19 protein-coding genes and 1 pseudogene are annotated in these 16,873 nt (G+C 71.5%); 8 read left to right on the forward strand and 12 right to left on the reverse strand.

Annotated elements, in window-relative coordinates; genetic code table 11:
* Positions 1-318: 318 nt before the first annotated feature.
* Positions 319-528 (reverse strand): hypothetical protein, encoded by a 210-nt coding sequence (locus tag ACZ7N4_RS04485; protein ID WP_471353653.1) that lies wholly within the window; start codon positions 526-528, stop codon positions 319-321.
* A gap of 1,053 nt (positions 529-1,581) precedes the next feature.
* Between ACZ7N4_RS04485 and ACZ7N4_RS04490 the strand changes: the two genes are divergently transcribed.
* From ACZ7N4_RS04490 to ACZ7N4_RS04500, 3 genes and pseudogenes are all read left to right on the forward strand, one after another.
* The gene (locus tag ACZ7N4_RS04490; RefSeq protein ID WP_471353655.1) at positions 1,582-2,535 is read left to right on the forward strand and encodes a hypothetical protein; all 954 of its coding nucleotides are present in this window, start codon (positions 1,582-1,584) and stop codon (positions 2,533-2,535) included.
* 740 nt (positions 2,536-3,275) lie between these two features.
* Positions 3,276-3,449: pseudogene (locus ACZ7N4_RS04495) on the forward strand (replication initiator); the annotation flags it as partial.
* Positions 3,450-3,554: 105 nt separating this feature from the next.
* Positions 3,555-3,899 carry a hypothetical protein gene (locus ACZ7N4_RS04500; RefSeq protein WP_471353658.1) on the forward strand — a complete coding sequence of 115 codons (345 nt, stop codon included), beginning with the start codon at positions 3,555-3,557 and terminating at the stop codon, positions 3,897-3,899.
* A 64-nt stretch (positions 3,900-3,963) separates the two neighbouring features.
* On the opposite strand, the gene ACZ7N4_RS04505 is transcribed toward ACZ7N4_RS04500, so the two are convergent.
* Positions 3,964-4,128 carry a hypothetical protein gene (locus tag ACZ7N4_RS04505; RefSeq protein ID WP_471353660.1) on the reverse strand — a complete coding sequence of 55 codons (165 nt, stop codon included), beginning with the start codon at positions 4,126-4,128 and terminating at the stop codon, positions 3,964-3,966.
* Positions 4,129-4,703: 575 nt separating this feature from the next.
* Between ACZ7N4_RS04505 and ACZ7N4_RS04510 the strand changes: the two genes are divergently transcribed.
* Complete coding sequence (locus tag ACZ7N4_RS04510; RefSeq protein ID WP_471353663.1) at positions 4,704-4,925, forward strand: hypothetical protein; 222 nt, start codon at positions 4,704-4,706, stop codon at positions 4,923-4,925.
* 471 nt (positions 4,926-5,396) lie between these two features.
* Here ACZ7N4_RS04510 and ACZ7N4_RS04515 read toward each other — a convergent pair whose 3' ends face one another.
* Both ACZ7N4_RS04515 and ACZ7N4_RS04520 read right to left on the reverse strand, forming a co-directional pair.
* Positions 5,397-5,579, reverse strand: a complete 183-nt coding sequence (locus tag ACZ7N4_RS04515) for a hypothetical protein (protein WP_471353665.1) — start codon at positions 5,577-5,579, stop codon at positions 5,397-5,399.
* Positions 5,580-5,824: 245 nt separating this feature from the next.
* Positions 5,825-6,502: a hypothetical protein gene (locus tag ACZ7N4_RS04520; protein WP_471353667.1), complete on the reverse strand. Its 678-nt coding sequence runs from the start codon at positions 6,500-6,502 to the stop codon at positions 5,825-5,827.
* Between the two features lie 223 nt (positions 6,503-6,725).
* Here ACZ7N4_RS04520 and ACZ7N4_RS04525 point away from each other — a divergent pair, with 223 nt between their 5' ends.
* Together ACZ7N4_RS04525 and ACZ7N4_RS04530 are read left to right on the forward strand one after the other, a co-directional pair.
* Positions 6,726-7,685, forward strand: a complete 960-nt coding sequence (locus tag ACZ7N4_RS04525) for a D-2-hydroxyacid dehydrogenase family protein (RefSeq protein ID WP_471353669.1) — start codon at positions 6,726-6,728, stop codon at positions 7,683-7,685.
* A gap of 165 nt (positions 7,686-7,850) precedes the next feature.
* Positions 7,851-8,162, forward strand: a complete 312-nt coding sequence (locus ACZ7N4_RS04530; RefSeq protein ID WP_471353671.1) for a chaplin — start codon at positions 7,851-7,853, stop codon at positions 8,160-8,162.
* Between the two features lie 78 nt (positions 8,163-8,240).
* On the opposite strand, the gene ACZ7N4_RS04535 is transcribed toward ACZ7N4_RS04530, so the two are convergent.
* From ACZ7N4_RS04535 to ACZ7N4_RS04570, 8 genes are all read right to left on the reverse strand, one after another.
* Positions 8,241-9,107 carry a tyrosinase family protein gene (locus ACZ7N4_RS04535; RefSeq protein ID WP_471353673.1) on the reverse strand — a complete coding sequence of 289 codons (867 nt, stop codon included), beginning with the start codon at positions 9,105-9,107 and terminating at the stop codon, positions 8,241-8,243.
* Positions 9,091-9,579 carry a tyrosinase family oxidase copper chaperone gene (locus ACZ7N4_RS04540; RefSeq protein ID WP_471353675.1) on the reverse strand — a complete coding sequence of 163 codons (489 nt, stop codon included), beginning with the start codon at positions 9,577-9,579 and terminating at the stop codon, positions 9,091-9,093. Before ACZ7N4_RS04540 ends, ACZ7N4_RS04535 begins: the two co-directional genes overlap by 17 nt.
* Positions 9,580-9,932: 353 nt before the next feature.
* Positions 9,933-10,448: a hypothetical protein gene (locus tag ACZ7N4_RS04545; protein WP_471353676.1), complete on the reverse strand. Its 516-nt coding sequence runs from the start codon at positions 10,446-10,448 to the stop codon at positions 9,933-9,935.
* Between the two features lie 100 nt (positions 10,449-10,548).
* Entirely contained in the window at positions 10,549-11,133 is a 585-nt protein-coding gene (locus ACZ7N4_RS04550) for a vitamin K epoxide reductase family protein (RefSeq protein ID WP_471353677.1), read from the reverse strand.
* Positions 11,133-11,639 (reverse strand): DUF5949 family protein, encoded by a 507-nt coding sequence (locus ACZ7N4_RS04555; RefSeq protein ID WP_471353679.1) that lies wholly within the window; start codon positions 11,637-11,639, stop codon positions 11,133-11,135. The genes ACZ7N4_RS04550 and ACZ7N4_RS04555 overlap by 1 nt, the downstream gene beginning before the upstream one ends.
* A 126-nt stretch (positions 11,640-11,765) precedes the next feature.
* The gene (locus ACZ7N4_RS04560; RefSeq protein WP_471353681.1) at positions 11,766-12,053 is read right to left on the reverse strand and encodes a hypothetical protein; all 288 of its coding nucleotides are present in this window, start codon (positions 12,051-12,053) and stop codon (positions 11,766-11,768) included.
* Positions 12,054-12,211: 158 nt separating this feature from the next.
* The gene (locus ACZ7N4_RS04565; RefSeq protein ID WP_471353683.1) at positions 12,212-13,147 is read right to left on the reverse strand and encodes a hypothetical protein; all 936 of its coding nucleotides are present in this window, start codon (positions 13,145-13,147) and stop codon (positions 12,212-12,214) included.
* Positions 13,148-13,317: 170 nt separating this feature from the next.
* Complete coding sequence (locus ACZ7N4_RS04570; protein WP_467930022.1) at positions 13,318-13,557, reverse strand: chaplin; 240 nt, start codon at positions 13,555-13,557, stop codon at positions 13,318-13,320.
* 536 nt (positions 13,558-14,093) lie between these two features.
* Between ACZ7N4_RS04570 and ACZ7N4_RS04575 the strand changes: the two genes are divergently transcribed.
* Both ACZ7N4_RS04575 and ACZ7N4_RS04580 read left to right on the forward strand, forming a co-directional pair.
* Entirely contained in the window at positions 14,094-15,338 is a 1,245-nt protein-coding gene (locus tag ACZ7N4_RS04575) for a glycosyltransferase family 4 protein (RefSeq protein WP_471353686.1), read from the forward strand.
* On the forward strand, positions 15,335-16,813 hold the full coding sequence (locus tag ACZ7N4_RS04580; RefSeq protein WP_471353689.1) for an exopolysaccharide biosynthesis polyprenyl glycosylphosphotransferase: 1,479 nt from the start codon (positions 15,335-15,337) through the stop codon (positions 16,811-16,813). The genes ACZ7N4_RS04575 and ACZ7N4_RS04580 overlap by 4 nt, the downstream gene beginning before the upstream one ends.
* Positions 16,814-16,873: the final 60 nt, after the last annotated feature.

Here is a 16,873-nt window from a genome sequence, read left to right on the forward strand (position 1 = left end):
GAGGTCCTTCCCGCCACTGGCCTCGATCAGCCAAGACAGCGAACCGCTTCCGAAGGGCCAACCTGTGGTGGCCACCTCGACCCAGCCGTTGCCTGGCCCGTCCGACCCCGCGTCCCACCACCACCAACTGCGGTCGTCGCCCACACCCTCCCCGCTGGGGTCGAAGTAGTAGAGCCAGCCAGACAGCGTCCATGGACCACGACTGTTGCCCGGCTTCTCCTCAGGCGTCATGGTCCGCCACTTCCGGAGCCAGGCCCAGGGGCCGAAGGACAGCTCGCTCGCCGATTCCGCACACTCCGGCGCACAGCGCTGCACAAACTACGCCGGCAGCAACTCCGGCCACCGGTCGAAGGCGGGCCAGTCATCCGTCCGCTCGACGACACACGCCAGCACGGCACGGACATCCGCGATGACCTGTGCCGGATCTTCAGCGGTGAACTGGGCCCGCACCAGAAACGGCCTCTGCTGACTGGCATCAGCTGCGAGACCGCACCGGAGACGCCGAAGCTCGCCCTTGACGATGTCCACGGCGGAGAAGTGTGCCCTGCCGCCAGCTCTGCCGCATGCGAAAAGCCAGTCGAATGCGTGTCGAAGTCCAAACGATGACGCGCGCGACGCGGTAAGAGCAGCAGGTCAGCGATGGGGTGGCACACCACACACCAGGCGCCTTCTAAGCGCTTGGCCGCAGGTTCGAGTCCTGCCGGGGGCGCCACCTCCTGCCGGTAAGAACGCCCTGGAGGGGATCTTCCCTCAGGGGCGTTTCGTGTGTCTGACGGCAACAACCCTCGTCACCAGAGCGGGCACACGAGCTGATGGCCATGATGTACCAGGTTGCGGCCATGGTGCTCACCAAGCTCGGTGAGACCGACCTGGCATGGATCGCGGCCGACCGCGGCTTGGCAGCAGTCCGGCAACCCGGTCGTCACCGGTTCTCTCTTCCGGTCCGTCGCACACTGCCTGCTGTCCAACGGCCGGTTCGACGCAGCCGTGCAGCTGGTCGGGGACGCGGGCGAATACCTCCGGCCAGGTCTCCAGGAGTCGACGCCCGAGTTCCTGTCCATCTACGGGACCCTGTTCCTGGCGGGGTCCATGGCCTCAGCCCGTGCCGACGACCGGGCCGCGACACGGGCCTTCCTGGACGAGGCGAAACGGGCAGCCGACCGACTCGGCACTGACGCCAACCACGTCTGGAGGACTGCCGACGGAACGCCGTACACGGCACAACCTCGAAGCAGCCCGGGCTCTCAGCGCCCACAACCGGATGGACGACGCGCTCGCCAAGGTCCTCGAAGCAGAGAGCTGGGCACCGGAGCAGGTGCGGAGCCACTACCTGGCGCGGGAGCTGGTGCTCACCTGGGTGCGAGGGCAGCGCGGCCGGCCGAGCCGGAGTCTGGCGGACCTGGGCGCGACTGAGCGCCGCATCTCGCGGTCGGGAGCTTGAACCGGCGGCTCCTCGTGCTGCAGAAGTTCCATGTGCTCCCGTCGGCTGATTCTCACTCCTCCTGAGTGATGACATGGATGCACCCGGCGGTTGACGCCCGGGGGGCAGTCGTGAATGAGACTCGAACTCCGTTGCTTGAAATGGGAGTTCAGGTGGATCGGTGGGATCGAGTCGGACGGGCCGCGGCGTATGGGGCAGCGCTGGCGCTGACGCCCTACTTGCTGATCAAGGTTTCGTGGGTGGTCGGTTCGCTCTTGGGGCTGCTGCCAGTCGGGGCCGGGTTCAGCAAGGTGGAGTGGGTGGTGCTCAACAGCGCAACGATCGGCATGGCAGGGATCGGGATAGCGGTGGCCCTCGCGCTGGTGCGGCCGTGGGGGATGCGCATACCGGGAGCGCCCTTGGCCTTCTGCGCTTGGGTCGGGACTGGGTTCCTCGTCCCGGTGCTGCCGTACGCCGTTCTCAGTTCGCTGCTGGGATCGGCGGATGGCACACCGAAGAGCGGGAGTGACGCCGGCCCGTCGATGCCGGTCTGGGAGGCCATCCTGGTTCAGATCGGGTTTGTAGGCATGGGGCTGGGTCTGGCCATCGCGCTGCCCACGTACTTGCGACGACGCTGGCCGGACGCGTTCGCGGGTCGACTCGGGGACGGTGGAGAGGGCTCGCCAAGGGCGCTGCCATGGATGACCGTGGTCGGCGCCGCAGTCGGTCTCATCTGGCTGTACTGGGCGGTGGGCGGCACCGCAGGTGTCGCCCACCGCGACGAGCGGGACCTCGCTTGGTATGTACTGTCCGGAGTCTTCGGACTCTGGGCGTTCCTGGCGTCCGTCGCCATCTGGGCTGCCGTTCGAGGCCGACCCGCACGAGTTCCCCGATGGGGCCCGATGGTGCTCGGCTGGCTCGGCTCGGGCTCGTTGTTCGCCTGGAGCGGCTGGAAGCTTCCGTTCACCCTGTACCTGGCGGTCGCGCAACCGGCCGATGCAGCCCTGCCGGAAAACCTCGCGCTCGCGGCAGTCCTGCACCTCGCAGCGGTGGGGGCGGGCGCCGCGATGCTGCGAGCCCTCGTTCGTACGCGGCTGGTGTCATCGAGCTCGTAGCCGACCCTCTCCCGCGTGCGCCACTCGACAGGCTGAGCGCTTCAATGGACGAAAGGCGCCGTGTGAAGAGCACAGCCACACAAGGGGTGCTTGATCCCGGCCGGGAACAGCGCCTCTGTTCGGCTGCCGCGCCAGAAGACGTCAGCAGCTGGACCGATCGCGGATCGAACTCGTGAAGCGGTGCTCACCCCCAGGACGTCCCTGGGCGTACGAGGTCACCCGACGCCAACCGACAACGACAGAGGCCCACGGCATCTGAGCTGCTCAGAGCCGTGGGCTTTCTCAGCCTCGCTGGTGAGAGAGACCGGTGATCAGTAGCCCGGCACGTGAGCCCCGCCCACGGCGTCTCGGGCGACAGTGAGGGCAACGCCGGCAACGACGGCGGACGGCAGCAGCGCTCGGCGACCCGGCACGGTGGCAGCAGGAGGGGATCGGACCGGCCCACCACGGCGAGCCCGCATCTTCTAAGCGCTTGGCCGCAGGTTCGAGTCCTGCCGGGGGCGCTTGTCTCCGCCCTCCCGCTCGGGAGGGCTTTTGCTGCTCACAGCGGTTGTCGATGGGTACGACGAAACCTCGGAGGCACTCTTGGTGATCAAGGGTCGGATCCGGGGCTGTCCGGCTGTCACCGGGTTTTCGCGAGTGGCCGTGTCGCATAAGCGTCGAGGTTTCGGGGCAGGGAGCAGCCGGCGCCGGGTACCTCAGGGAGATCGTCCCGGCTTCGATCCGCCGTTTCAGGCCGGACGTACGCGGGCGACACTCACCACCTCATCCACGTCTGCCCGGTCGGGGACGACCGTCGCGACGTCCCCGCCACCGTCCGCGGCCACGCCCGTGTCTTCGTCACCCTCGCCCCACCCTCCTTCGGCCCGGTCCACACCCGTCCCGACCGACGCATCTGCCGCTGCGGAGATCGTGGTGCCCGCCGCTCACGTCGAGATCGTCTACGGGATCCCGGTCGACCGCCGGCCGAGACTGCCGAGGTCTCGGTCGTTGTGCCGTCGCTGGGTAGCGTGGCGAGCATGACCGATGCTGCCCCTCATGCCAACACCTGCGGCCTGTGCGACCAACCGCTCGGCGGGGATCACTCCCACGAGAAGGCGACTCTCGGTACCCGAGTCGAGTACGAGGTGGTCGCAATTCGCGGCGTACTGGCTGATTCGGTTGCGGTCCATGACCCCCATGACAAGCATCCGCTGCCCACTCAGGTCCTCGCCGCGAACCTCGGCACTGACGCCGGCTCGCTACTCGGCCTGCATTACACCTGCCTCGTTGCTCGTGACTCGTACGGAACTACTCGATCTGACTACCGTCCGAGGCGCAGTGGCAGCTTGCCGCAGACAGCTCAGGCGGGCGACCGACGCTGAGCGGTGCAGCGGCCGCCTCCCTGACGTGAGTCGAATCGTGTCGGAGTTCTCGACCGGCCGAAGATCAGCCGGCGTTCTCCACCTCCGCCTCCGCCTCCACCTCCGCCTCCGCCTCCGCCTCCGCCTCCGCCTCCGCCTCCAGAAGATCACCCGCAGCTTTCAGCCGCCGCTCCAGGTCCGGCAGCCGCCCGTCGACGCACCGGGCGTGGCGTAGGTCGACAGAAAGCACGACAACGCTGCTCCCGGGCCACTCCGCCGCCAGGGCGGGCGCGATGCCGTCGCTGAGTCACTTCGTCAGGCGCGTGTCCGATTGTCGTACACGCGCCGCCCGGTGGCTGACTCGAAGACAGCCGCCCCAGTGGCTGACTTAAGACGTGCGGAGGCAGTACGGCCGCCCGTGCGCTGTGTCACGCCCGGCCGATGACGGGGCCGGCCGGCGAGGAGGCCACCGGTCTCCCCCTGGAAGAGGAGATCCGGCTGGAGCTGACCATCGGCGATGTGGTGCCGCAGGATGCGCGCGTGTGAGGGCCGGATGTCCCGGCACGTGCGCGTCTCGCCCTCGGCGCGGCCCTTCCGGTCACGTTGCGGGTTGCAAGGTCACGACCTGAACGCCTCGGGCGTGAGCGACAGCCGTTCGAACCACGGAGGGACGGGCGGTCACCCTGGTCATCGACGGGAGACCACGGTCCAGTTTCGCCTCACCAGAACGAGAAACCCCAGGTCAGGGGCGTGAAGCGATCGCTCCCGTCCGGATCTGTGCCGACGGCCACAGCGAACGGGGTGCGCGTGGGTTCATACTGAGCCATGACAAAGCCACCTGCGCCGAAGCGTCATCTGCCTACCAGCCCCTTCAAAGCCCCGGTCACACCGGCTCCCAAGCACTTCGCCGTGGGCGACCAGGTCACCCACGACGTGTACGGCCTCGGCCGAGTCATCGGCATCGAGGACGGAATTGCGGTGCTCGTGGATTTCGGCTCGGCGCAAATGCGGATCTTGAGCCCGTACGGAAAGATGACCAGACTGTAGGACCGCTGTGCCCGGTCACGGCACACCAGAGGCCCCTTGCGGGACCTGTAACGAAAGAGAGTCTTCTCATCGATCTGACGTCGCTTTTTTCCGCCCCGGAAGGGCAGCCCCGCTGCTCCGCCGCAGCATCGCCGCCTCCGGCGACGACCAACCCCTTCCAGGCCCCTGACTTCGGGGAGGACGAGACCTGGCCACTCGACGCACCGGAGCCTGCCTCGGTCCTACGTGCGGCGCGGGCCGAGACAGCTTAGGCGCACGAATGGCGGCGGCTCCGGCACCTGGCCGCGGGCCGTCTCCCGTGCTGCGGGGAAGAGTGCGGCCGCTCTAGACCTTGGACGCAGGCAGTGACAACGGGCTCGCCGGCGACAGACCGTTGAGCGAGCCGACGGTGCGTCGGGACGAGAAAGTCATGCCGGCGGGGGCAGAAAGTGTCTCGAGCCACAGAAGCGGTGCCGGCTGAGCGGGGCAGGGCTACAGCGGCTCCCCGCAACTGTGACAGGTGGACTCGCCCTCCTCATAGATCATGCCGCAGCAGTACTTGGCGTCGCCGTCGGTCCCGTCGTCGCCCCACTCGCAGCCGAGCTCCTGATGAATGGCCAGGCCCTGCGGGTAGCCGAAGTCGACGTCGCAGTTGGGGCAGGTGTACGTGGTCATGGACCCGTCCTTCCAGGGGCGATCGACCCGTAGCAGCGCGGCTGCCGGGGGTCGCGAGGCCTGACAGTTACTCGGGACGCCTTCATCGAGGCAGTCGCACTGGTCGCACTCTCCGGTCGGAACGCTAGCCGGTTGGAGGGCCCGGGGGGGGCCGCCAGGCAAGACGCGGCGGCCCGGAGATTCTCCGGTGCCAGGTGCGGGTGGTCGTCGTGTGCGTCTCACAAGGGCGCACACGTCGGCTGCGGTCAGGCCTTCCGCCGGCTTTCCCAGATCGCGTGGTCGAGCTCCCACGGTGTACACCTCAAGCGCGCCGCGGCCTCGGTGATGAGTTCGATCGCTTCGGCTGTGGTCACCGTGCGCTGAAGCACTGTTCGCAACCATCGAAGAACCATACGGTCCGGCTTGATGCGGCTGTCGTCTCCCAACAGCATCCACAGGTAGGCGAGACGTGCGCCGGAGCCGTGGCCGGCAACCCCCGCGAGGTCCCGCTCAACGGCTGTCAGCCTGTCCGAATCAGCGAGCAGCGCGTTGGCGTCAGCGAGAGTTGCGATGCCGTGGGATACCAGGATCTCGGCATACCGACGGGCAGCCTTCACGGGGGCATCGCGGTGCGCCCGTGTGCGCTGCCTGTTCGCCAGGACCTCGGAAGCGAACGCCGCTTCGCCGTGGGCCTGGACGTGCGTGACGAAGCCCTGTAGGGGTTGCTCGTCGCGGACGGGGAGCTGCGCATTACCTGACAACGGGACCGGGATGCCGGCCCAGGCCGCGTAGCGCTGGCAGGTCGGGACCGTGTGCCGCTCGTAATGGGCGTTGATGGAGAAGACGGCGTCCAGGACACACAGGGAGGCATGGGCCCACCGGCGGCCTCGCGGTTCAAGCACCAGCTGCCCGGCAGCAACGACGACTCGTTCCGTCTCGTCCAACGATCCCCCTGGATCAGACGGGGGGACAGTGTTGCATGCGGCGTGTTCCCGCCGTGGGCGTCTTGGGGTTCTGGCGTTCTTCGTCTTCTTCCCCGGCCTACGCGGGCTCGGCCGAGGGGGTGCCGGGAGAGGGCTGAGCCGGGCCGAGTGGCTGCCTGGGGGGCCGGGCGCGGCTGAGGGGGTGGGGCGGGGGTCGTTAGAGTCGGGGCGGAAGGGAGACGACGTGCGACTTCGCTGTGTGGTGCTGGATGACTTCCAGGGTGTGGCAACCGAGTTGGCCGACTGGTCGGTGATCGAGGAGCGGGTGGAGGTCGTCGCGCTGCGCGAGCACCTCGACGGGGAGGAGGCCCTCGCCGCGGCGCTCGCCGACTTCGACATCGTCGTCACCCTGCGCGAACGCGTCCCCTTCCCCGGATCGCTGATCGCCCGGCTCCCCCGGCTGAAACTGCTCATCGCCTCCGGGATGCGCAACAGCGTCATCGACTACGCCGCCGCAGAGGCGCACGGCGTCACCGTGTGCGGTACGGCGAGTTCGAGCACCCCGCCGGTCGAGCTGACCTGGGCGCTGCTGCTCGGTCTCGCCCGGGGGATCGTCCAGGAGAGCAACGCCCTGCGCGCCGACGGGCCGTGGCAGTCGACCGTGGGTGCCGATCTGGACGGCCGCCGGCTGGGCCTGCTCGGCCTCGGGAAGATCGGCAGCCGGGTGGCCCAGGTCGGTCTCGCCTTCGGGATGCGGGTCAGCGCGTGGAGCCAGAACCTCACCAAGGAGCGGACCGAGGAGGTGGGCGTCGAACTCGTCGGCTCCAAGGAGGAGTTGCTCCGTGACAGCGACTTCGTCTCCGTGCACCTCGCCCTCGGCGACCGCACTCGCGGCCTCCTCGGCGCCGCCGAACTCGCCCTCATGAAACCGACCGCCTACCTCGTCAACACCTCCCGCGCCGCGATCGTCGACCAGGACGCCCTCCTCGCCGCGCTCCACGAGGGCCGGATCGCCGGCGCCGGGATCGACGTCTTCGACATCGAGCCGCTGCCCGCCGGCCACCCGATGCGCACCGCGCCCCGCCTCCTCGCCACACCCCACCTCGGTTACGTCTCCCACGCCAACTACACGACGTACTACGGCCAGGCCGTGGAGGACATCCAGGCGTACCTGGCGGGCTCCCCGGTACGCCGGCTGCCCTGAGGTCCGACCCGCCTGAGCTGCGTCCACGCCGCGGGCCCTCCGGCCCTGCCGTTAAAAGAGTGATCCCCGGGTGATCACCGTGACCACGCCCGCGTCGCGCCGTTGAACGGGAAGTGCGGCGGCTGGTCTGCCGCTGCGCTTTCCGAGCTACAAAAGGAGAACGTGATGTCTCGCATCGCGAAGGCAGCCGCTGTCGCTGTCGGCACCGGCGCCGTGGTGGTCAGCGGGGCCGGGCTGGCCCTGGCGGACGCGGGTGCTCAGGGCGCGGCTGTCGGATCGCCCGGTGTGATCTCCGGCAACGTCATCCAGGTCCCGCTGCACGTCCCGATCAACGTGTGCGGCAACACCGTGGACATCATCGCCCTGCTGAACCCCACCTTCGGCAACACCTGCGCCAACGTCAGCGGCAAGGGCAAGGACACCCACGGCAACCCCGGCCCGAGCCACGGCGGCTACGGCAACGGTTACGGCAACTGAGCCGACCGGCACCCCCAGGCAAGAGCCCCGGCCCTCCGAGCGCCGGGGCTCTTCCCGTGTCCGGCACAGCGTGTGCGCTCACGCGTACCGGTAGATACGGCTCACGTCCTCCAGCTGGTCCGGTGTCTCGTCCCACGGGGGCAGCTTCTCGTGCCGGGCGACGACCCGCTGGTGCTGGGCGTCGGCGACACCGGGCGGCTGGGCCGGCAGGTAGCGGTGGCTGCGGTGGGCCCGCTGCCACCGCGACCACTGGAGGTCGATGAAGGCGTGGTGGAGCCAGAACACCGGGTCGTTGACGGACGCGCCGCCGAGCATCGCGCCCCCGACCCAGCGGTGCACCCGGTTGTGGTTCTTCCAGGAGGCGCTGCCGCTTCCGGCACCCCAGCCCTCCAGCTTGTTGCGGAATCCCTTGCGGACGGTCGAGTCCCAGGGCCACGCGTCGTAGACGGGGTCGTCCAGGGCCCACTGCAGCTCGCTGCGGGTGGGCAGCTTCAGGGGCGCGGCGGAGCGGCCGAGGTCCCGGGTGAGGAACCTGCCGTCGGTGACGCCCTCCTTGATCGTCCAGTGGCCCGCCGCGTAGGCGAACGGCCCGGTCGTCACCTGCCGGTCGGAGCGCCGCCCGTTCCCGCCGAGCAGGTCCTTCGTCCACGGCACGGACGTCGTCCCACGGTCCCTGGTCCAGTCCCAGTACGGCACCGTCACCGAGGAGTCGACCCGGCGCAGCGCCCGCTCCAGTTCCAGCAGGAACCTGCGGTGCCAGGGCAGGAAGGAGGGTGCCATGTGGGCGGTGCGCAGCCCGTCCTCGCCGTCGGCGGTGTAGAAGTCGATGTGCATGCGCACGAACTCGTCGTACTCGCCGCGCCGTTTGAGGGTCAGCAGGGCGTTCACGAACCGCCGTCGCTCGCCCGCCGTGAGCGTCCTGACGTTCTTACGCACGTACGCCATGCCGTCCCCCCATGTGCGCGCCGCCGTGTTCGCCGTCGAGCCGGCCCGGCGCGAGGTCGCGCAGGCGCTGACGGGGGCCGATCTCGTCCACGGCCGCCCGGGTGGCCTCCAGTGGTGTCCGGTACGACGTGTAGTGGTCGACCATGCTGAGCCAGGTGCCGTCGGCCCTGCGCATCAGGTGCAGCGGGCGGCCGTCGACGGTGATCCGCCACTCACCGCCGACCGCCTTCTGCCCGGTGACGGGCACCAGCACCCCCTGGATACGGCGGCCCCGGTACGTCTCGTCGAAGGAGCCGCCCCCGGGGTCCGCGGCCTGCCGCACGGGGCGGGAGGCGGCGACGACCGGGGCCAGTCCCAGCGCGGCGGCCGATGCCAGCAGCCCCCGCGCCACCTCCCTCCGCGACGGTCTGGCCGTCCCCGCTCCGCCCTGCTGTTCCGCACCGACCGCCACTCCGCCGACACCGACGACCATGCTCGCTCCTCGTCCGGGTTCAGATGTCCGTACCGGCTAACCGATCGAGGACGCGCGCGGTCACCGCCGAAGCGCCGGCCGAGGAGCCATTCGGGGATCGGGAACGACCCGTTCGAGGATCGGGGAGGGTCCCTTCAGGGGTCGGGAAGTGGCCTCTTCCGGGGAGCGGGGAGGGCCGTTACGGGTTCGGGGGCCGGGGAGAGCCGTACGGGTCAGCGGGAGAGCCGTCCGGGTGCGAGGCAGCCGTACGGTGGGTTCGGGCCCTGCGGCGAGAACGGCCGTACGACGGACACGGCCGTACGACGGGCCGCCGTACGGCGTTGCTGCCGACCGGTGGACACGGTCCTGTCCGGCTACAGTCCCGGGCCCGTGGCCAGGTTGCCGCCGGCGACGGTCTGCACGACCGGGGCGATGACGCCGGCCTCGGGGAGCTTGGTGGCCGGGAGGCCGAAGTTGCCGCCGTCGGGCTGGGTCAGGGGGGCGTCCACGGACAGGCCGGGGGCGAGGGCCCGCATGTCGCCGCCGGGCCCGTCCACGTCGAGGTGGTCGAAGGCGTTGTCGCCGAGGATGTGCGGCAGCGGGGCCCTGGCGTCCAGGCCGGGCAGGCCGGTGCTGACCGGCAGCTGGGGCAGGGCCCGGTCGGGCAGGAGCCGGCCCGTCACGTACCGGGGGCCTTCGGGGGCACCGGGCTTGATCAGCGGCAGCTCGGCACCGAGTCGGGGCAGCTCCATGTCGAGCGCCTTGGAGACGCCGCCCAGCGGCAGGGGGACGGGGACCGTACCGGCCGCCGCGGCGGGACCGGCGGCCCCCACGGTGGCCGCGACGCCCGTGACGACGGCGGCAAGGGTTCCTCGGGTGGTCGGCTTCATGTCAGCTACGGTCCCTTTCAGGATGCGGGGGTTCGACGTCCTTACCGCGTAACGAGCGGAAAACGCCTGCATTTCACAATTCCCCCGAGTGCCGTAATAGTCAGCTCGTCCAGAAGTCCCACCAACGGGTCAGTACGAGCATTCCGATCACACCGATGTGCAGCAGCGGAAGCACCCAGGTGAATTCGGCGAGGAACGCCTTCGACGGGGCGGGCGCGGGCAGGAAACCCTCGCGTACGCAGAGCGACGTGACGTACCAGAAGAGCAGAATGGTCGCGGCCCAGGCCAGGCAGCACCACAGGCACAGCGCGTTGATCCGGTACAGCGACTCGAACTGCAGCCAGGACACGAACCCGATGCCGAACACGCAACCCGCTTCGAACAGCAGCCAGTACCAGCCGGGGAAGCGGGCGCCGGCCAGCAGGCTCATGCCGACGCAGACCACGACGCCGTAGGCCACCAGGCCCAGCATCGGGTTGGGGAACCCGAAGACCGAGGCCTGGGCGCTCTTCATCACGCTGCCGCAGGACACCACCGGGTTCAGGCTGCACCCGGGGACGAAGCCCGGGTCCTTGAGCAGCTTGAACTCGTCCAGGGTGATGACCCAGGAGGCGAGCAGTCCGGCCGCCCCGGTGAGCACGGTCAGCAGGGCGAAACCGCGGCCGGCGCCCGCGTACCGGCGCATCAGGCCCGCAGGCCGCGGGCGGGCAGGTAGACGTGTGCGGCGGCGTCGGTGGTCTCCGGGGAGCCGGCGAACTCGGCCAGCTCGGTTCCCTGTGCCGGCTCGCGGGGGCCGGTCGAGGGGCAGACCCGGGTGGTGAACATGAAGTAGGTGTAACCGAGTTCCTGGACCGCCTCCAGCCAGTCCGCCGGCGGGGTGACCTGGCTGCTGATGTTGTGGGGCAGCTGGAGGACGATCTGCCCGGCGACGACCAGCATGCTGACCTTGAGGCTCGGCCGGGTGGTGCCGTCCACCGGTTCGCCGCCCGTGGTCAGGCCCATGTCCTCCAGGAGGTGGGTGACGGCGGCGGACGCGGCCTCCGGGCCGCCGGGGCCGTCGCCCAGGGAACAGGCGAGCAGACAGGGCGTCCTGCCGTCGCCCTCCTCGTTCCTGGCCATCCAGGCGAGCAGGGCGAGCGTGCCCAGGTCGGCGGGGCGGAAAAGGCGGGGTTCGCTTGATACTGAGGTCACCGCGCGACCATATCGACGGGCCGTGGCGCCGCCCGGCGGCTTCTCACCCTTCCGGAGCAGTGCCCGGGGCCGCGCCACACGAACGAGCGACGCGGCCTCGGGCGGGGGTGTCGAGCGTCAGACTGCTCAGTGCTGCAGGGGCAGGCCGCCGAGCAGGCCCTGCTTGTTGAGGGTCGTGGTGGCGCCCTTGACGCTGCTCAGCACGGAGTCCTTGTTCTCGGTGTCGAGCGCGTCCGACTGGTGCTGCACCGGCATCAGGTCCTGGACCGTGGGCGGCTTCCCGGCGAGTTGGGCGAGCCCGCCGTTGAGGCTCATCGGCGGCAGGTGCTGCGCGTCGTAGGCGAACGCGGGTGCGGCGACGCCGACGAGGGCCACGGAACCAGCGACAACGGCGGCAGCCTTGAGGGACTTCATCGTGTTCCTTTCTCCGGCAACTCACGTCACCCCGGATTTCTGACGCCGTGCCTAACGAGTTCCGGCCGGGCCGGAAACCCGGCGCCGAGAAGACATATGAAATCCCGTGCACCGGCCGGACGCGGGTCGCGGCCGGCCGGACTCGGTCGCGGTCGCGGTCAGCCGGTCGTCGTGGTCGTGGACTGGGTCGGTTCCGCCGGGAGGGAGGGGAGGGCGGGCAGCGAGGGCAGGGACTCGACGGCGGGTTCGGCCGCGTCCGTGCCGAGGAGGGTGCCGCCCAGCAGGTCGACCAGGCCCGAGACCACGTCGCCGGCGGACGACAGGATCTGGTCGAGTTGGTCGGTGACCGCCTTCACCAGGTTGTCGATCGCGGTCTGCAGCGCGGAGAGCAGGTCACTGGTGGCATCGCGGGCCGAGGGCTGGCGGGCGATGTTCGCGTGCCGCATCGCCGTCTGCCCGGTGAGGGCCGCGGGGGCGGCGGAGGCCACGGGGGCGGTGGGGGTCGCCGGTGACGCGGGCGCCGTGGGTGTGGCCGGCTTCGCCGGTGCCGGTGCGGTCGCGGGCGCGGTGGGGGTGGCGGCGGCGGGTGCCGCGGACGCCGAGGACGCCGAGGACGTCGCGGGGGCCGTGGGCGATGCGGTAACCCCGGGCTTCGCCGCCGTCGTGGGTGTCGCAGGCGTCGTGGGTGTCGCAGGCGTCGTGGGTGTCGCGGGCGTCGCAGCCGTCGTGGGAGTCGCGGGCGCGGTGAGGGACGCCGGCCGTACGGGCGTCGCCGGCCGGGCGGGGGCGGTGGCGGCCTTGGCGATGGCCGCCTTGGCCGCGTCGCCGAGCCTTTTGGCCTCGCCGGCGGGAAGTTGGCCCTTCTCCAGCGACTGGTTGAGCAGGTCGATGACCGGGGTGAGCGCGGAGTCGGTGGCGCTCAGGGCTCTGACCTGGGCGAGCAGCCTCTCCTTCTCCGCCGCCGGAACGGGTGCCCGGGAGGCGGCGCGGTCGTGCTCCCGGGCCGTGGCCACGGCGACCGGGCCGGTGATGCCGACCAGGACGGCCGCGCAGAGGACGGTGGACGCGAGACGCCGGGCAGGCAGATCACGCATGGGTGTTCCTTTCGGTGAACAGTGGGACCTGAGCCCACCGTCAGTTCACCGGTCGCTCTGCGCAACCGCTCACCTACCCACCGTGATCCGTCCGGGGCAGAAAACCGGCCGCCCGCCCCGCGACGGATGCGTACGGGGCGGACGGCCGGCCGAAGGGTTGCGTCGCGAGGTCAGTCGTTGACGCAGGTGTTGCCGAACGCCGGGTTCAGCAGCGCGATGATGTCGACAGTGTTGCCGCACACGTTGATCGGGATGTGGATCGGAACCTGGATGGCGTTGCCCGACAGCACGCCCGGCGAGTTGGCGGCGACGGCGCCCGCACCGGCGTCGGCGGAGGCCACGCCGGCGCCGCCGGCGACGGCCGCGACGGCGGCGGAGGTCAGGACCAGGCCCTTCGCGATACGCGACATGGAGAGGTGCTCCTTGGGGATCGACACAAACATCCGGGCGGGATACCCGGCGCTGTGTCAACGCGCGGCACACCCGGGAGTTGTGCCGCCAAAGGAGTGATCTGCGCAGGGAGCGCGGCGCGCTCTCTCCCCCGCCCCCTCCCCGTCCCGGGCGCCACGCCCGCGCTTTCCTCCGCCCTCTCCTCCACGGTTTCCTCCGCGCCCTCCGGCACACTCTCCTCCCGCCCCGGCGTACGCCCGTCGCGCACAGCGGCTCCCGCCCGTCCTGCGGACGACGTATGAAAGTCCACGCACAATGCACCGGGTGGTGTACCGATACGACGGATTCCTGTCTACGCCGACACACCCGGCCACGTCTCCGACCTGTGCGATCTCGGCCCGGCCCCGCGGAGCGGCGGTGACCACCCGGGCTCCGGCTCGTTCCCCACGCGGACGCGGCATGGGCCGGCGTGCTCCTCGCCGCCGTGGACGCCCGGAACCGGAAGGCGCGTTCACGACCGCAGCCCGAGCGCCCCCGTGAGCGAGGTAACCCGCGAATGCACCAGTCAGCACCCGCCCGTCGACCCCGGGTCCTGCACCTCGCACAGCCCGTCGACGGCGGTGTCGCCCGGGTCGTGCTCGACCTGGCCCGGGCCCAGCTCGCGGCGGGCCTGCGCGTCACGACGGCCTGCCCCGGCGGCGCGCTGGCCGCGGGCCTGCGGGAGCTGGGCGCCGACGTCCGGGACTGGCACGCCGGCAGGTCCCCGGGACCCGGGTTGCCGGGCGAGGTACGACGGCTCGCCCGCCTGATCGACGAGGTGCGGCCCGAACTGGTGCACGCGCACAGTGCGAAGGCCGGCCTGGCCGCGCGGCTCGCCGTCCGCGGGCGCGTCCCGACCGTGTTCCAGCCGCACGCCTGGTCGTTCGAGGCGGTCGGCGGCCCCACCGCGGCGCTCGCCCTGCGCTGGGAGCGGTGGGGGGCGCGCTGGGCGCACCGGGTGGTGTGCGTCAGCGAGGCAGAGCGCACGACGGGCCTGCGCGCCGGAGTACGCGCCGCGTACACGGTCGTCCCGAACGGCATCGACACCACCCACTTCACCCCGCAGGGCCCGCACGCCGCTCAGGACTCCTCGCCCAGCCCCCAAGGTTCGGAAGGCGCACAGGGCGCAGAAGCAGCCGCCGACGGGACGCCCCTCGTCGTCTGTGTAGGCCGCCTCTGCCGTCAGAAAGCCCAGGACGTCCTCCTCGCCGCCTGGCCAGACGTCCTCGCGAGGCTGCCGCGGGCACGACTCGTGCTGGTCGGCGACGGCCCCGACCGCGAGGCCTTGAGGCAACAGGCTCCCCCCTCCGTGCGGTTCACCGGTGCCGTCCCCGACGCCGCACCCTGGTACCGGGCCGCCGACCTGGTGGTGCTGCCCTCGCGCTGGGAAGGCATGGCGCTCGCCCCGCTGGAGGCGCTGGCCTGCGGGACGCCCGTCGTCCTCACCGACGTCGACGGCGCCCGGGAGAGCCTGCCGCCCTCGCTCGCCGCGCACTGCCTGGTACCTCCCGACGACCCCGTGGCCCTGGCCCGCGCGGTGACCGGGCTGCTGGCCGACCCGCCGCTGCGGGCGGCGCTCGCCGGCCGAGGGCGCCGGCACGTCCTGGACACGCACGACGTGCGGCACACCGCCGAACGCGTCGCGGACGTCTACCGCGACCTCCTCGACACCGGCCCCGGCCAGGGCGCCCCGGCGGCGGACGACGCCGGCGGAACAGCCCGGCTCGTGCCCTCCGAGTGCAGGGAGTCCATCCCCTCGTGACCGCGGAAAGCACCGTCCCCTCCCCCGGCGCGCAGCCACGGGACCACGGAGTCCCGCCCGGCTCGCCGATCTCGCCGGTCCCCTCGCTCCAACCGGTCTCGCCCCTCCCGGCCGTCTCCGTCCTGCCGGCCCGTACGGCCGGCAGCTTCCGGTTCCCGCTGCGGCGGCCGCCCGCGCGGCGCGCCTCGCCGCCGCTCCCCCTGCTCGCCGCCGACCTGCTCGCCGCGCTGGCGGGCACGGCCGTGCTGGACGCGGCCACCCGCCGCCCGGTGCTGGTCGCCGCGCTGCTGACCGGCGCGCTGCTGCTGCGCCCGCGCTCCACGCGTGCGGTGCCGGGTGTGCTCGACGAACTGCCCGTGGTGTGCGGGCGGATCGTGGTGACCTGGCTGGGCCTGGCCGCGCTGCTCGCCGCGTACGACCCCGGGCGCGCCCTCACCGCCCGGACCCTGCTGCTGGGCTGCGCGCTGCACACCGCGGCGGCCGGGGCGGCCCGCGGGGCCGTGCACTGGCGGAGCCGGGTGCTGTTGCGGCGCCACCCGCGCACCGCCCTGGTGATCGGGCCCGCGGCGACCGCGCAGCGGGTGGCCGCCGCACTGCTGCGGCACCCGCGCTGCGGGGTACGGCCGGTGGGCGTGGTCGCGCAGCGCCCGGACGGCCCCGGCGGGCTGCCGGTGCTCACCACCGGCGACGAGGTGGAGCGGGCGCTCATCCAGAACGGGGTGCGGGTCGTCCTCACCGTCGACCCGGCCGTGCGTACCGCGCACGGGCCGCTGCTGCGGGCGCTGGCCGCCTCCGGCTGCGCGTTGTGGGAGGTGGACGCGGACAGCCCGGCGTACGAGATGCGCGACCAGCTCGCCGGGTTCGCCGTACGCCGGCTGGACCCGGGTCTGCCGCGGCGCACGGGCGTCACCAAGCGGCTGCTGGACGTCTCGGTGTCCGGGGTGCTGCTGGTGCTGGCCTGCCCGGTGCTGCTCGGGTGCGCGGTCGTCCTGCGGCTCACCGAGGGGCCCGGGGTGGTGTTCCGGCAGGAGCGCATCGGCAAGGACGGCCGCCCCTTCACGCTGCTGAAGTTCCGCACCCACCGCCCGGCCGACCCTCAGGAGGCGGCCACCCGGTGGAGCGTGGCCGGCGAGTCGCGGATGAGCCCCTTCTGCCGGCTGCTGCGGCAGACGTCGCTGGACGAGCTCCTCCAGCTGTGGAACGTCTTCCGGGGGGACATGAGCCTGGTCGGACCGCGCCCCGAACGGCCGTACTTCGTCAGCAGGTTCAGCCACACCTACCCGGGCTACGCGGCCCGCCACCGCGTGCAGACCGGCATCACCGGGCTGGCCCAGATCCACGGCCTGCGCGGCGACACCTCCATCGAGGACCGGGCTCGCTTCGACAACGCCTACATCGACAACTGGTCGCTGTGGCAGGACGTCTGCATCCTGCTGCGCACGGCCGCCGCGCTCGTGCGGTCCACGGGGAGCTGACCGATGGCCTTCGCCCTGCCGCCGCGCCGCCCCGCCCGGCCGTCCCCGCCGCACCCGTCC

The organism is Streptomyces sp. NPDC107654 (assembly GCF_055639035.1).